The 13,379-nt window shown below is 59.1% G+C and carries 12 protein-coding genes; 7 read left to right on the top strand and 5 right to left on the bottom strand.

The features are described from left to right. Positions 1-162 precede the first annotated feature (162 nt). A complete protein-coding gene (locus tag ABJP42_RS12040; RefSeq protein ID WP_348340645.1) occupies positions 163-693 on the top strand; it encodes a hypothetical protein in 531 nt (176 codons plus the stop codon). A gap of 42 nt (positions 694-735) precedes the next feature. Here ABJP42_RS12040 and ABJP42_RS12035 read toward each other — a convergent pair whose 3' ends face one another. Both ABJP42_RS12035 and ABJP42_RS12030 read right to left on the bottom strand, forming a co-directional pair. Next, positions 736-1,284: a peptidylprolyl isomerase gene (locus ABJP42_RS12035; protein WP_348340643.1), complete on the bottom strand. Its 549-nt coding sequence runs from the start codon at positions 1,282-1,284 to the stop codon at positions 736-738. Further along, positions 1,277-1,783, bottom strand: a complete 507-nt coding sequence (locus ABJP42_RS12030) for a peptidylprolyl isomerase (protein WP_348340641.1) — start codon at positions 1,781-1,783, stop codon at positions 1,277-1,279. Before ABJP42_RS12030 ends, ABJP42_RS12035 begins: the two co-directional genes overlap by 8 nt. Positions 1,784-1,920: 137 nt before the next feature. Between ABJP42_RS12030 and ABJP42_RS12025 the strand changes: the two genes are divergently transcribed. From ABJP42_RS12025 to ABJP42_RS12000, 6 genes are all read left to right on the top strand, one after another. After that, positions 1,921-3,111 (top strand): phosphoglycerate kinase, encoded by a 1,191-nt coding sequence (locus ABJP42_RS12025; RefSeq protein WP_348340639.1) that lies wholly within the window; start codon positions 1,921-1,923, stop codon positions 3,109-3,111. A 252-nt stretch (positions 3,112-3,363) separates the two neighbouring features. Then, entirely contained in the window at positions 3,364-3,663 is a 300-nt protein-coding gene (locus tag ABJP42_RS12020) for an FtsB family cell division protein (RefSeq protein WP_348340637.1), read from the top strand. Between the two features lie 246 nt (positions 3,664-3,909). After that, a complete protein-coding gene (gene pdhA / locus ABJP42_RS12015; protein WP_348340635.1) occupies positions 3,910-4,899 on the top strand; it encodes a pyruvate dehydrogenase (acetyl-transferring) E1 component subunit alpha in 990 nt (329 codons plus the stop codon). Between the two features lie 16 nt (positions 4,900-4,915). Continuing rightward, positions 4,916-6,295, top strand: a complete 1,380-nt coding sequence (locus tag ABJP42_RS12010; RefSeq protein ID WP_348340633.1) for a pyruvate dehydrogenase complex E1 component subunit beta — start codon at positions 4,916-4,918, stop codon at positions 6,293-6,295. Between the two features lie 3 nt (positions 6,296-6,298). Then, positions 6,299-6,733 (top strand): hypothetical protein, encoded by a 435-nt coding sequence (locus tag ABJP42_RS12005; RefSeq protein ID WP_348340631.1) that lies wholly within the window; start codon positions 6,299-6,301, stop codon positions 6,731-6,733. A gap of 17 nt (positions 6,734-6,750) precedes the next feature. Then, the gene (locus tag ABJP42_RS12000; RefSeq protein ID WP_348340629.1) at positions 6,751-8,046 is read left to right on the top strand and encodes a pyruvate dehydrogenase complex dihydrolipoamide acetyltransferase; all 1,296 of its coding nucleotides are present in this window, start codon (positions 6,751-6,753) and stop codon (positions 8,044-8,046) included. Between the two features lie 100 nt (positions 8,047-8,146). On the opposite strand, the gene cysE is transcribed toward ABJP42_RS12000, so the two are convergent. The 3 genes from cysE to ABJP42_RS11985 form a co-directional block, all read right to left on the bottom strand. Continuing rightward, positions 8,147-8,965 carry a serine O-acetyltransferase gene (gene cysE / locus ABJP42_RS11995; protein ID WP_348340627.1) on the bottom strand — a complete coding sequence of 273 codons (819 nt, stop codon included), beginning with the start codon at positions 8,963-8,965 and terminating at the stop codon, positions 8,147-8,149. A 184-nt stretch (positions 8,966-9,149) separates the two neighbouring features. After that, on the bottom strand, positions 9,150-9,437 hold the full coding sequence (locus ABJP42_RS11990; protein WP_348340625.1) for a DUF7742 family protein: 288 nt from the start codon (positions 9,435-9,437) through the stop codon (positions 9,150-9,152). A gap of 48 nt (positions 9,438-9,485) precedes the next feature. Beyond that, positions 9,486-13,379 (bottom strand): baseplate multidomain protein megatron (locus ABJP42_RS11985; protein WP_348340623.1); only part of this gene is annotated, 3,894 nt, incomplete at its 5' end.

Here is a 13,379-nt window from a genome sequence, read left to right as displayed (position 1 = left end):
GGCCAATCCGTTGTAAAATCCAAAAGCGCAACCCAGGCAGCTCGTCCCCTAGGCCACTCAAATTGACCAGATTATTATTCCTCCAGGGAGATTTTCCTTTTACAATTCAATTAATAGGGGTAGCGTCCGGCAAGTATTTTATGACGAAACCTGGAGTGACACATGCCCGTTATTCTCGGCGCAATTGCCGTTTTGGCTGCCGCCTTCTTTTGGATCCAGCGCGCCCGCAATGCCGCTGAAATGAGCCACGAGCTGTTGGATGTTGCCAATGACATTCGCCTTGCGGCCCGGCGTTTTGGCTTTCGCCGTCGCAACAACCTGCATCCCGCTGAGACCATCGAAGATCCGCAGATTGCCGTCGCTGCGCTGGGTGCCAGTTTTCTCGAACTCGATGACTATCCCACTGCAGAACAAAAGGAAGCGCTGATCCGGGGCCTGCGCGAGGAGCTGAGGATCCCGCATCAGGATGCCGAAGAACTGGTGCTGCTTGGCCGCTGGATCATGCAGGAATGTGGCGACCCACAACAGGCGATTGAGCGGTTGTCACGTCGTCTCTACAAACTGAGCGCGCAAAATCATTTCAATACTGTTGTTGCGATCATTCAAGCCATCGCCAAGTTTGGCAGCGGCACCCTGACCCAGGCACAAAAAACCGCGCTGGAGGATGTCCAGCGCGGCTTGAAAACTCAATAGTCTTGCTGTCTCCCTGGTCAAAAGTGTCGGGGAGACAGAGGCTTAGTCCGTAACAGTCACTTTGCTCATCATGTCGGGCTTGCCTACAACGGCGCCATTGCCGCCCGTGCCCAACTTGATCGTGTCAACCACATCCATGCCTTCAGTGACTTCACCCACAACGGTGTATTGCCCGTTGAGGAAATGCCCCGGTTTGAACATGATGAAGAACTGCGAGTTCGCACTGTTGGGGTTTTGCGAGCGCGCCATACCAACGATGCCCCGGTCAAAAGGACGGTCCGAGAATTCGGCTGGCAGATCAGAACGGTCAGAGCCGCCCATGCCGGCACGGCTCATGTCGCCGCCCATCAGGCCAAACTGAACATCGCCGGTCTGCGCCATGAAGTCTTTGATAACGCGGTGGAACACCACCCCGTCATATTTGCCTTCGGCGGCCAGTGCAGTGATCTGCTCCACATGTTTGGGCGCCAGATCCTCAAACAGGTCGATCTTGACCACACCGTTGGCGCCTTCGCCTTCGATCTGGATCTCCAGCCCTGCAGCCAGGGTCGAGCTGGCCAGGAGGGAGAATGCCGCTGCCAGCTTAAACATCGGCAGCCACCTTGACGCTGATCATGCGGTCGGGGTTCGCGGGGGGCTCGCCTTTGACGATGGCGTCAACATGCTCCATGCCCTCAATCACCCGGCCATAGACGGTGTACTGACCGTTGAGGAAATGGTTGTCCTTGAAGTTGATGAAGAACTGCGAATTGGCCGAATCCGGGCTGGCAGAACGGGCCGCGCCCAGGGTGCCGCGATCATGTGGCAGGCTGGAGAATTCAGCAGGCAGGTTGGGCAGGCTGGAGCCGCCGGTGCCGGCCATGCGGATGTTGAAACCATCTTCCATATCGCCATTGGCCACATCGCCAGTCTGCGCCATGAAACCATCGATAACTCGGTGGAAACAAACGTTGTCATACTCGCCGCCACGGGCCAGTTCCTTCATGCGCTCGGCATGTTTAGGGGCCACATCCGCCAGCAATTCAATGACAACATTGCCATCTTTCAGCTCAACGATGACGGTGTTTTCTGGATCTTTGATCTCGGCCATGGGGCCCTCCTGACTGCAAAATTTGCAACGATAGTTAAGGGTAGCGCTCGCAATTGCCAAGGGAGCATTGACTGATGGCGCAAAAGCGCTGAAAGAACTTCGTAATTACCAATGGATTTTGCACAGAGGAGCCTCTCATGGGCTGGAAAACACTCGATGACATGGAACTGAGCGGCAAACGCGTCCTGGTGCGGGTGGACATCAATGTGCCGCTGGTCGACGGCGTGGTGACCGATTCCACCCGGATCCGCCGTATTGCCCCAACTGTGCGCGATATTCTGGCCGCCGGTGGCAAGCCGATCCTGCTGGCGCATTTTGGCCGCCCTGGTGGCGAGCGCCGCGAGAATCTGTCTCTGAACCAGCTGGTGCCAACCCTGGAACGCGCCTTTGAAACCCGGGTGCGTTTTGCCGCCGATTGTGTTGGCGAAGGCGCCAAGGAGGCCGCCAGCGCCCTGCAGCCCGGCGAAGTGCTGCTGCTGGAAAACACCCGATTTCACGCCGCCGAGACAAAAAACGATGCGAATCTGGCCGCTGGCATGGCCGAGCTGGGCGATGTCTATTGCAACGATGCCTTTTCTGCCGCCCACCGCGCCCATAGCTCCACCGAAGCTCTGGCACGTCTGCTGCCCGCCTGTGCTGGCCGTCTGATGCAGGCAGAGTTGCAGGCACTGGAAAGTGCCCTTGGCGCGCCAAAGCGCCCGGTGACAGCCGTGGTTGGTGGCGCCAAGGTTTCAACCAAGCTGGAGCTGCTGGGCAATCTGGTGGAAAAGGTCGACTACCTGGTGATCGGCGGCGGCATGGCCAATACTTTCCTTGTGGCCAAAGGTCTGCCTGTTGGCATCTCTTTGGCGGAGCGTTTGATGAAAGACACCGCCACCGAGATCATGGCCAAGGCGGAAAGCACCGGCTGCAAAATCGTGCTGCCCAACGATATTGTCGTGGCCGAGAAATTTGAATCCCACGCCCCCCATCAGGTGCTGCCGGTCGATCAATGCCCGGAAACCGCAATGATCTTGGATGCCGGACCCGAAAGCGTGCGGATCATCAATGAGATCTTCACCCAAAGCAAAACTCTGATCTGGAATGGTCCGCTGGGGGCTTTTGAAATGGAGCCCTTTGACGCCGCCACCAATGCCGCCGCGCTCAAGGCGGCTGCGCTCACCCGTGCCGGGCTGCTGACGGCTGTGGCCGGCGGCGGTGATACGGTTGCGGCGCTGAATGCATCCGGCGCGGCGGGGGATTTCACCTATATCTCCACTGCTGGTGGCGCATTTTTGGAATGGATGGAAGGCAAGACCCTGCCCGGCGTTGCTGTGCTGGAAGGCTAAGACCCGCCCGTCCTGACGCCTGAACCGATACAGAACCGCCGGTCAGCAGCCCTGCTGTTCGGCGGTCTTCTTTTACCGTTATCTCTTTGCGCAGCCTGAGAACTTATTAACAAATACTTAATGGAAAAAATTCTATCCCCTTGCAGATAAAAGGGGATTCACAAAGCGAATCACTTGTGCCATAACAAAGACAGAGGCCGGAACAACTGGCCCAAGACAGACTTTGAGCAGTAAACATACAGGCAACTCCACGTGACCCGAAGCAGCAAGCCTTCTATAGGTGCCTTCACCTTTTTTGTCGTCGCATTTGCGCTGAGCGCATATTTTACCTTTGCGGCGGTACAGGGTGATTTCGGGTTGTTCAGAAGAGTCGAGATCCAGGCCGAAGCCGATGAGCTTCGTCTGGATCTTGATCGTCTGACCCTGGAAATTGCCGAAGCGGAAAACCTCACACGTCGCCTGTCGGATGATTATCTCGATCTCGATCTGCTGGATGAACAGGCCCGTTCGGTCCTCGGCCTGCTGCGCGCTGACGAAATCGTTATTCAATAAACGCTTTTTGCACCCCTCCTGTGTCACAGCTACGGGCTCCGGCTGTTGAACAGGTTTGACCATCATGCAACCATACGAGACATACCCCGTAGGATCGGGCCAATTGGCGCGGCATTTTTGCCCCCGTTCGGACTGGCTCTGCGGTGAAATGACCCGAGGTCACAAAAACCCTCGCCAGCTGATCCAAATTCAACTATGAATTAGTTTAACACTAAACTATCTAGCCTCAAGGGGGAGCCCGCACCGATGGCAGCTAGGAAAAGCACCAAGAAACCAAACGTTTCTGCCGAAGAACTGACCAAGTATTACCGCGACATGCTTTTGATCCGTCGATTCGAAGAAAAGGCCGGTCAATTGTATGGCATGGGTCTGATCGGTGGCTTCTGCCACCTCTATATCGGTCAGGAAGCCGTTGTTGTTGGTCTGGAGGCTGCGGCCGAAGAAGGCGACAAGCGCATCACCTCTTATCGCGACCACGGCCATATGCTGGCCTGCGGCATGGATGCCGGTGGCGTCATGGCTGAGCTCACCGGCCGTGAAGGCGGTTTGTCCAAAGGCAAGGGCGGCTCGATGCATATGTTCTCCAAGGAGAAGCATTTCTACGGCGGCCACGGTATTGTTGGCGCCCAGGTGCCACTGGGTGCAGGTCTGGCCTTTGCAGATAAATACAAGGGCAACGGTCGGGTAACCTTTACCTATTTTGGTGATGGCGCCGCCAACCAGGGCCAGGTCTATGAGACCTTCAACATGGCAGCAATCTGGGATCTGCCGGTGGTTTTTGTCATTGAAAACAACCAATACGCCATGGGTACCGCCCAGGCGCGCTCGACCTCAACCCCCGATATCTACACCCGCGGCGAGGCCTTTGGCATCCCAGGCGAAGCGGTCGACGGGATGGATGTTCTGGCGGTAAAAGCTGCCAGTGAACGGGCTGTAGGCCACTGCCGGTCCGGTAAGGGGCCCTATATTCTGGAAGTGAAAACCTACAGATACCGCGGCCATTCGATGTCGGATCCGGCGAAATACCGTACCCGAGAAGAAGTGCAAAAGATGCGCAGCGAGCGTGATCCCATTGAACAGGTCCGCGATCTGTTGCTCACCGGCAAACATGCCACTGAAGAAGATCTGAAAGCGATCGACAAGGAAATCAAAGAAGTGGTCAACCAGTCTGCTGAGTTTGCCCGCACCAGCCCGGAACCGGCGCTCGAAGAGCTCTGGACCGACATCTACGCCTGAGGGGAAGAGATTAGATATGGCAACTGAAATTCTGATGCCCGCCCTGTCGCCAACCATGGAGGAAGGCACCCTGGCCAAATGGTTGGTCAAGGAAGGCGATACCGTAGGATCCGGCGATATTCTGGCCGAGATCGAGACCGATAAGGCCACGATGGAATTCGAGGCTGTTGATGAAGGGATCATCGGCAAAATTCTGATCGCTGAAGGCTCTGAAGGAGTGAAAGTAAACACGCCGATCGCCGTTCTGGTCGAAGAGGGTGAAAGCCTGGATGCCGCTGCTGTCGCTGCGCCTGCGGCGGGCAATGAAGCGACCGTGGCCGGGGCACCTGCGGCGCCCACAGCCCCCGCCGCTGCTGCCGCGGCACCTGCCACTCCGGTGGTGGACAACAGCCCGGATTGGCCCGAAGGCACAGAGGTGGTCAAGACCACCGTGCGTGAGGCCCTGCGCGACGCCATGGCGGAAGAGATGCACAGCAATGAAAACGTCTTTTTGATGGGCGAGGAAGTTGCTGAATACCAGGGGGCTTACAAGATCAGCCAGGGGCTGCTGGACGAGTTTGGCGCCAAGCGCGTCATCGATACACCAATCACAGAACACGGCTTTGCTGGCATTGCCACAGGTGCCGCCTTTGGTGGCTTGAACCCAATTGTCGAGTTCATGACCTTTAACTTCGCCATGCAGGCAATTGACCATATCATCAACTCAGCCGCCAAGACGCTTTATATGTCTGGCGGGCAGATGGGCGCGCCCATGGTGTTCCGAGGCCCCAATGGCGCGGCAGCGCGCGTAGGCGCCCAGCACAGCCAGGACTATGCAGCCTGGTATATGCAGGTGCCTGGCCTCAAGGTGGTGATGCCCTACTCCGCGTCAGACGCCAAAGGTCTACTGAAATCCGCCATTCGCGACCCCAACCCGGTGATCTTCCTGGAAAATGAAATCCTCTATGGCCGCTCCTTTGAGGTGCCAAAGATGGACGATTTCACCGTTCCCTTTGGCAAGGCCCGGATCTGGCGTGAGGGCACTGATGCCACCATCGTCTCCTTTGGCATCGGCATGCAATACGCGCTGGAGGCCGCTGACAAACTGGCCGAAGAAGGCATTTCGGCTGAAGTGATCGACCTGCGTACTCTGCGCCCGATGGATCTTCCCACAGTGATCAAATCGGTGATGAAGACCAACCGCCTAGTGACCGTCGAAGAAGGCTGGCCCCAGGGTTCCGTTGGCAGCTACATCGCCTCTGAGGTGATGCAGCAGGCCTTTGACTATCTGGATGCGCCAGTGATCACCTGCACCGGCAAGGATGTGCCCATGCCCTATGCCGCCAATCTCGAACGCCACGCGCTGATCACCACCGATGAAGTGGTCGCCGCTGTGAAGCAAGTGACTTATCGGTAAGACATGTTTGAGGCCATCGAAACCCAGCTCACGCTTTCACCAAAGCACGGGAGTTTCGTTTTGCTCGAGGGATATTCCTTCCAGAACGGAACTCTGAACGTGCAACTGCGTAGCGCGGGGTTGGGCGATGGCCTCACGCTCCATTTCACCAATGTCATTGGCCTGACGATGTCGGAAGACGTCTTTGGATCAGATGGCGGCCAGATCACCCGCGAAAGCGTTGACACAGAAGACGATGGCGCGGTTTTGCCTAACGGCTTCTTTTGGTCGTCAGCAACTGCGCCGACGATCCGTGCCGTGCGCGATACAGTGCCTGCACCATTCGACGACAGGGTGAAAGATCATAAACTATTCCTTTTGTCGCTACGGGAGCTCGAGCTTTCCTTTGTGGCGCACAAAGCATTCGAAATCGAACACATGTCTTCGGACATGGCATGATTAAGGGAAGCTAAAAGATGCCCATCGAAGTCCTCATGCCCGCCCTCTCCCCTACAATGGAGGAAGGCACCCTGGCCAAATGGTTGGTCAAGGAAGGCGATACCATCCAATCCGGTGATCTCATTGCCGAGATCGAAACCGACAAGGCCACCATGGAGTTCGAAGCCGTGGATGAAGGTGTCATCGGCAAGATCCTGATTGATGAAGGCAGCGAAGGGGTGAAGGTCAATACCGCCATCGCCGTGCTGCTCGAAGAGGGTGAGAGTGCCGATGATATCACCGCCAGCGCGACACCGGCTGCCCCTGCAGCCCCAGCTGCCGAGGTGGCTCCTGTAGCCGCCGAGAAGGCTGCACCTGCCGCCCCAGCGCCGGCCTCTCCCGCTGCCGCAGATGGCAGTCGCATTTTTGCCTCGCCCCTGGCCCGGCGCATTGCCGCAGACAAAGGCCTGGATCTGGCGCAGCTCAGTGGCTCCGGCCCGCGCGGGCGGATCGTAAAGGCGGATGTCGAAAATGCCAGCGCCGCGCCCAAAGCCGCCCCGGCCGCTGCAGCCGCTGCTCCCGCCACTGCTCCTGCCCCGACTGGTCCTTCCTCCGATATGGTTGCCCGCATGTACGAGGGCCGCACCTACGAAGAGATCTCTTTGGACGGTATGCGCAAAACCATCGCCGCCCGTCTCACCGAGGCAAAGCAGACAGTGCCGCATTTCTACCTGCGCCGCGATATCCAGCTGGATGCGCTGCTGAAATTCCGCGGCGAGCTGAACAAGCAGCTCGAAGGCCGCGGTATCAAACTCTCGGTCAATGACTTCATCATCAAAGCCGTCGCCCTGGCGCTTCAGGCGGAGCCTGCTGCAAATGCCGTCTGGGCAGGCGATCGGGTCTTGCAGATGAAGGCCTCCGATGTGGCGGTTGCCGTCGCCATCGAGGGCGGTTTGTTCACCCCGGTTCTGCAGGACAGCGAGCTGAAATCGCTCTCAACCCTGTCAACAGAGATGAAGGATCTGGCCACCCGCGCCCGTGATCGCAAACTGGCGCCGCATGAATATCAGGGCGGCAGCTTTGCCATCTCCAATCTGGGCATGTTTGGCATCGACAACTTTGACGCCATCGTCAACCCGCCCCATGCCGGTATTCTCGCCGTGGGGGCCGGTGCCAAAAAGCCGGTTGTTGGTGCCGATGGCGAGCTGAAAGTGGCCACAGTGATGTCCGTCACCATGTCGGTGGATCACCGGGTCATCGACGGCGCTTTGGGCGCCCAGCTGCTGCAGGCCATTGTCGAGAATCTGGAAAACCCCATGGTGATGCTCGCCTGAGCCTGGGCGAACCAATAGATTAAAATAGAAAACCCCGCCTGCAGACTGTCCTACAGGCGGGGTTTTCATTGTGGTGGTGGCGCTTAGGCCGCAGGCGTGGTTACTTCGGCGTGCTATGCTCAGAGAGCACCTGATCCATGCTGATTGACGGTTGATCGCAGCCTGCCTCGCCAACGATCTTGGCCGGTACACCGGCCACGGTCTTGCAGGGTGGCACCTCTGCCAGCACAACCGAACCGGCGGCAATACGGCTGCAATGGCCCACCCGGATATTGCCCAGCACCTTGGCGCCCGCTCCAATCAGCACCCCATCTTCGATCTTGGGGTGGCGATCTTCTTCTTCCTTGCCGGTACCGCCCAGGGTCACCGAATGCAGCATCGAGACATTGTCGCCCACAACGGCGGTCTCCCCGATGACGATGGAATGGGCATGGTCAATCATGATGCCGCGCCCAATGCGGGCGCCGGGGTGAATATCGACGCCAAAGATCTCGGAGATCCGCATCTGGAAAAAGAAGGCCAGATCCAGATCACCCTGAAGCCAAAGCCAATGAGCAATGCGGTAGGCCTGGATCGCCTGATAGCCTTTGAAATACAAGATCGGCTGCAACAGCCGGTGGCAGGCGGGATCGCGATCATAGACTGCCATCAGATCCGCCCGCGCCGCAGCAATCAGATCCGGGTCCGATGCAAAGGCAGTGTCAACAATCTCGCGCAGGATCACCATCGACATCTCATTCGAGCACAGCTTGGCGGCGATCCGGTAAGACAGCGCCTTCTCCAGCGTCGGATGGTGCAGGATACAGGCATGAATCAACCCGCCCATCAGCGGCTGTTTGGCAACGGCCTCTTGGGCTTCAGTCGAGATCTGTTCCCAGACCGGGTCCAGCGGTGATACGGCTTGGCGTGTCTTGATCATGGCATGGCATCCTCTATCTCATGCGTAGGTTTGCATTTAGGGCAGAAAAACCCAAGCGCAAACCCTTGATGGGAAAGATTTCAAAAATGAATGGATCTGGCCTTGTAAAATGGCCCAAGGCACAGAGAGCCAAAGCCCGGACGACACCCAGGTCAGGGCCACTGGCCCCATCGCGCCTGTGCCCCTATGGCGCGGATCGACGTTGCAACTCCTGCAAGATCAGGATTAAACAATTGATATAGCTTGGATTATTCCAAGGCGGCTCGGTGGCCAAGGCGCTGCTCTGTCGCGCCGCCGCATCCAGTGATCCGTTGCCCCAGTGCGGATGCAGACGACCTGTGCGGGCCACATGCCGCGCTGCCAGCTCGGCTCGATCCAAAAGCATCTGACACAGAGTTGATCGCTGCGGTTCAGCTTCCAACAGCAAGGCCCGCGCCACCGTGCTCACATCTTGCGGTAAAACAGGCAGCATCCTTGGCGAGTCTTTTTGGCTCTCCTTGGGTCCCATAGGGCTATTCCCTTAGCCTAGCACCTGCTGGGTGGCAAAACCTGCGCTATAGCGATCAGAGAGTTGCGCCACCTCCAGAAGATCCCCTGCCAGGGCACCATCGGCGATCTGCTCACCGGCACTATAGATCCAGCTTGGCTGCTCTACCTGCCGTTCGCTCAGAACAGCGCCTGCGCGCAGAATGCGGACCCGGTAGGCCTCGCGTGTCTCACCCAGCGGAATTTCTGGCAAATCCCAGCTGTCGCCCTCGATGCGGCTGCGCCTGATCCAACTGGCGTCTATATCGGCACCCAGCGCGCCCTGCAGCCGCAGATGCACCGGCGCATAGGGGCGCAGCCCGTTGCCTTCAAAGGCTTCGATCCTATGCTGATAGCTGGGATCGTCATAACCCCGGCGGGCTGGGCCAATCCGGTAATGCCGGGCAATACGGCGCTGCGCCAGGGTGAGCTCCACCTGCGACAGGGCAGCATCCAGCAGCACCAGATAGGAGCCTTCGGGCCAAAGTGCGGGCATCAAGCCATCGCTGCCCAATTGGCCGCGCAGCCTACCGCGCAGCATATAGGTATCCTCGCCCACCAGCTCTGCCTGCTGGAACTGCAACACCTCCCAATTGCCATTGCTGCCATCTCCAATGGCCAGGGCATTGGCCCCATTAAGAACAGCCAGCGCATCGCGGCTTTGCAGACTGCCGGAGATCAGCTTTACCTGCAAATCCGCCCCAAGATCCCAACGCCCCGTCGGGCCCATGGACAGGGCGGTTTCTGTCACCCCGATGGTGGCGCGGGAAGCAATGATCTGTTCCAGTGTATAATCCGCATCGCTGTCCGATCCATAAAGCGCCACGGTGCCAGGCCATGGGGAGGCCGTGACCGCCAGATGCGGCGCATGCGGGCTTTCTTCGCCGGTCAACAGGGGCAGATCCAAAAACAGCGGCAGCACTGGCAGGGGCGGTTCAAAGGCCTGCCCCACAGGCAGAGCCTCGTCATAGACTGCCGGACGGTAGACTTCGGCTTCAATGCGAACCGCCTCCACTGTCTGCGCCTCTGCCAGCTCGATGCGGTCCAGCCGGTATTGTCTGGGTTGCGCTGAGGCTGGCTCTGCTCCCTCAATCGGCAGCTGATCTGGTGCTTCTTCGGGCAGGGTTACCACATCCCCCACCCCAAGCTGTAGCTGCGAGGGCGGCAGAACAAATCGCGCCGTATCCCGCGCCACCCGCGCCTCCGCCAGCCAACGTTCCACAACCTCGCGGGCTTCGCTCTCTGTCAGTACCAGCGCAAGCTCACTGCTGCTCACCGCATGGGTGTGATCATCCGGCAGGCTGGCCTCAACAGCGGTAATTTCATAGCTCTTGCCCCATTCCACATAGCGCAAACGCACCCGCCCGGAGAGCTCCGCCTCGGCCTCGCGGGTCAGCTCCAAGCCACCATCCAGCCCACCGTCCAGATCGGCGCTGGCCACCAGCTGTTGCTGGCCCACCACCGCGGCCTGATCGCCGTTGCGCAGGCGGAACTTCAACAAACCGTCGCGTTCGATACTGTCAAAGCCATAGCGCAGACTCAACGGTTGCAGGGTGGCACGGGCCTCGGCCACTTCGGCCAGACCATAGCCATGCACCGTGCCATAAAGCTCTGTCACATCGATATTGGGCTGGCCGGAAGCGGTGCAGACTTCGCGCACAACCGAGGCCAGGGAGCGTTGCCCTGCCCGTCCATTCAGCCAATGGCCCCGCAGGTAGTTCTCTCCGTCGCTCCAGACCTCGGCCAGATTGGGAAAGGCCGGAAAGGGCCGCGCATCCCAGGCCCAGACATAGGCGTTATCCATATCCAGCATCCGCCCGGCGTATTCACTGGAGAGCGGGTTATTGGCCGCATCCTTCCAATAGCTCAGAACGGCGCGCAGATACTGCGCCTGTATCAGGTCATCGCGTTGACCATTGGAGAATTTTGGCAGTTGCGATTCCGAGCTTTTGGGGTCGAGAAACTTATTGGGCTCGTTGGTGCCCTTGTCGATGGCCGCACAGCCCAGCTCGGTGAACCAGATGGGCTTTTTCTGAGGCTGCCAAGCGGTTGGAAGCTCTTGGCGCTGCCCGTCTATGCGGTCGTGGTGCTGGTTGGACCACCAGTTCTTCAGATCCTTGTATCGCCAGATCCAGGGCTCATCATGGGCGCCATCTGCAATCGGCGTGCGGATCTGCGCCGCTTTGGCCTCGGCAGAATGGTAATACCAGTCATAGCCCTCACCGCCTTCGACATTTGATTGCAGGTAGTCGAGATCATAGAGGCTGCTGACACCAGCTGCCCGGTCCAGATGATCGCCCCCCTCGCGCCAGTCTGACAATGGCATGTAGTTGTCGATGCCGATAAAATCGATATTGGCATCGGCCCATAGTGGATCAAGGTGGAAATAGCGATTACCCTCGGGGCTGAGGTAGCCCCAGTATTCCGACCAATCCGCCGCATAGCTGATCTTGGCCTCGGGCAGGAGCAGCCGCACCTCTGCGGCCAGATCGCGCAGGGCCGCGACTGCGGGAAATCCCGTTGCCCCGCGGATCTGGGTCAGGCTGCGCATCTCGGAGCTGATGCAAAAGGCATCGACCCCGCCAGCCGCCGCCGCAAGGGCCGCATTGTGCAAAATGAAGCGGCGCAGCCCCCAGTCAACCCCGCCCGTATAGATCACCTGCCCCACAGAGACGGTAAAATCCGCCGCCACAGCACTGCCCATGAAATCGGCGACCTCGGCCTCGGCAGCCGCTGTCTGATCCGGGCTGCCCGGCTGACCTGGGGCTTTGGACAGGGTAATGCGCCCGCGCCAGGGCAGCGGCGGCTGGCTGCTGGCACTGCTCCAGGGGTCCGGCAGAGAGTTACCCGCCCCCTGATCCATCAGAATAAAAGGATAGAACATCACCCGCTTACCACTGAGTTTTAGCGCCTGAATGGCCTCGATCACCGCACCATCCGCCGGGGAGCCGCCATAAAGCCCGCGCCCCTCGGCATCCTCAGGCACCAGATCGGCGCTGGCTCTGGTTTCGCCGGAAACGTACCAGGGCATCGGTATCCCTTCGGCCTGTTTTTGCTCCACCTTGGGTTTGATCTGGCACTGGCCGCATCTGAGATCGTCGCCAAACCAGGAGACAATCAGCGAGGCAGCATCGCAGCTGGGCAGCTCGGTCTCCAAAGCGGCAAGCGAGGTGGAGAGATCGCTTTGCCCTGAGGCGGTATGGCTATTGGCGCCACGTCCCTGGCCCGGCCCAGTGCCATAGTGAACCGGGGTTGTGGCCAGGGCGTATTCACCGGTGCCCGGCATCAGCGCCACGCCTTTGACCAACTGGCCCAGGTCGAGGTCATAGTCAGGGTTGTCGGGCTGTTCCGGGCGCACCACCTCAAAGGAGAACTGCGGCACCCGGTTGCCAAAGGGTTCAAGGGCGATGTTTTCCATCACCACATAGGCGGTGCCACGATAGGCCGGCACTGCACCTGCGCCCTCTACCGCCTCCATCAGCGGATCCGGAAGCTGGTCTTTGCCGCCGCGATACACCGTCATGTTGAGATCCAGCGGCGAGACTTCCCCGCCATCAGCCCAGACCCTTGGCACGGCCGCAATTTCGCCGGTGCACAGCGCAATCGCCAGCGAGATGGAATAGCTGTAGCTGGTTGTTTTGGGTGTAGGGGGACCTCCCTTGCCGCCCCCGGTGACCGTGGTGGTCTCCAGAAACTTGCTGGCCCAGATCACCTGACCGCCGATGCGGCTGCGACCATAGATCTGCGCGATTGGCGCCCCCTGACCAGCCTCGGTCAAACGAAACCGATCGACCCGCCCCACCTCAACCGCGTCAGAGCCAGAACCCAATAGCCGCTCATCAATGGCCCGCCCCAATGTGGCCCCCACGGCGCGACCGATGGCAACGCT

The sequence above is a fragment of the Pseudophaeobacter sp. genome, from assembly GCF_039971195.1.
In the GTDB taxonomy this organism is placed as follows: Bacteria; Pseudomonadota; Alphaproteobacteria; order Rhodobacterales; family Rhodobacteraceae; genus Pseudophaeobacter.
The sequence above is the reverse complement of the archived record's forward strand: the minus strand, read 5'-3'. Positions and strand labels throughout refer to the sequence as shown.

What these genes read in the sequence shown, in the direction of transcription:
- ABJP42_RS12040 (WP_348340645.1), top strand. Translation starts at nt 163, where the DNA reads ATGCCCGTTATTCTCGGCGCAATTGCCGTTTTGGCTGCCGCCTTCTTT.
- ABJP42_RS12035 (WP_348340643.1), bottom strand. Translation starts at nt 1,284, where the DNA reads ATGTTTAAGCTGGCAGCGGCATTCTCCCTCCTGGCCAGCTCGACCCTG.
- ABJP42_RS12030 (WP_348340641.1), bottom strand. Translation starts at nt 1,783, where the DNA reads ATGGCCGAGATCAAAGATCCAGAAAACACCGTCATCGTTGAGCTGAAA.
- ABJP42_RS12025 (WP_348340639.1), top strand. Translation starts at nt 1,921, where the DNA reads ATGGGCTGGAAAACACTCGATGACATGGAACTGAGCGGCAAACGCGTC.
- pdhA (WP_348340635.1), top strand. Translation starts at nt 3,910, where the DNA reads ATGGCAGCTAGGAAAAGCACCAAGAAACCAAACGTTTCTGCCGAAGAA.
- ABJP42_RS12010 (WP_348340633.1), top strand. Translation starts at nt 4,916, where the DNA reads ATGGCAACTGAAATTCTGATGCCCGCCCTGTCGCCAACCATGGAGGAA.
- ABJP42_RS12005 (WP_348340631.1), top strand. Translation starts at nt 6,299, where the DNA reads ATGTTTGAGGCCATCGAAACCCAGCTCACGCTTTCACCAAAGCACGGG.
- ABJP42_RS12000 (WP_348340629.1), top strand. Translation starts at nt 6,751, where the DNA reads ATGCCCATCGAAGTCCTCATGCCCGCCCTCTCCCCTACAATGGAGGAA.
- cysE (WP_348340627.1), bottom strand. Translation starts at nt 8,965, where the DNA reads ATGATCAAGACACGCCAAGCCGTATCACCGCTGGACCCGGTCTGGGAA.
- ABJP42_RS11990 (WP_348340625.1), bottom strand. Translation starts at nt 9,437, where the DNA reads ATGCTGCCTGTTTTACCGCAAGATGTGAGCACGGTGGCGCGGGCCTTG.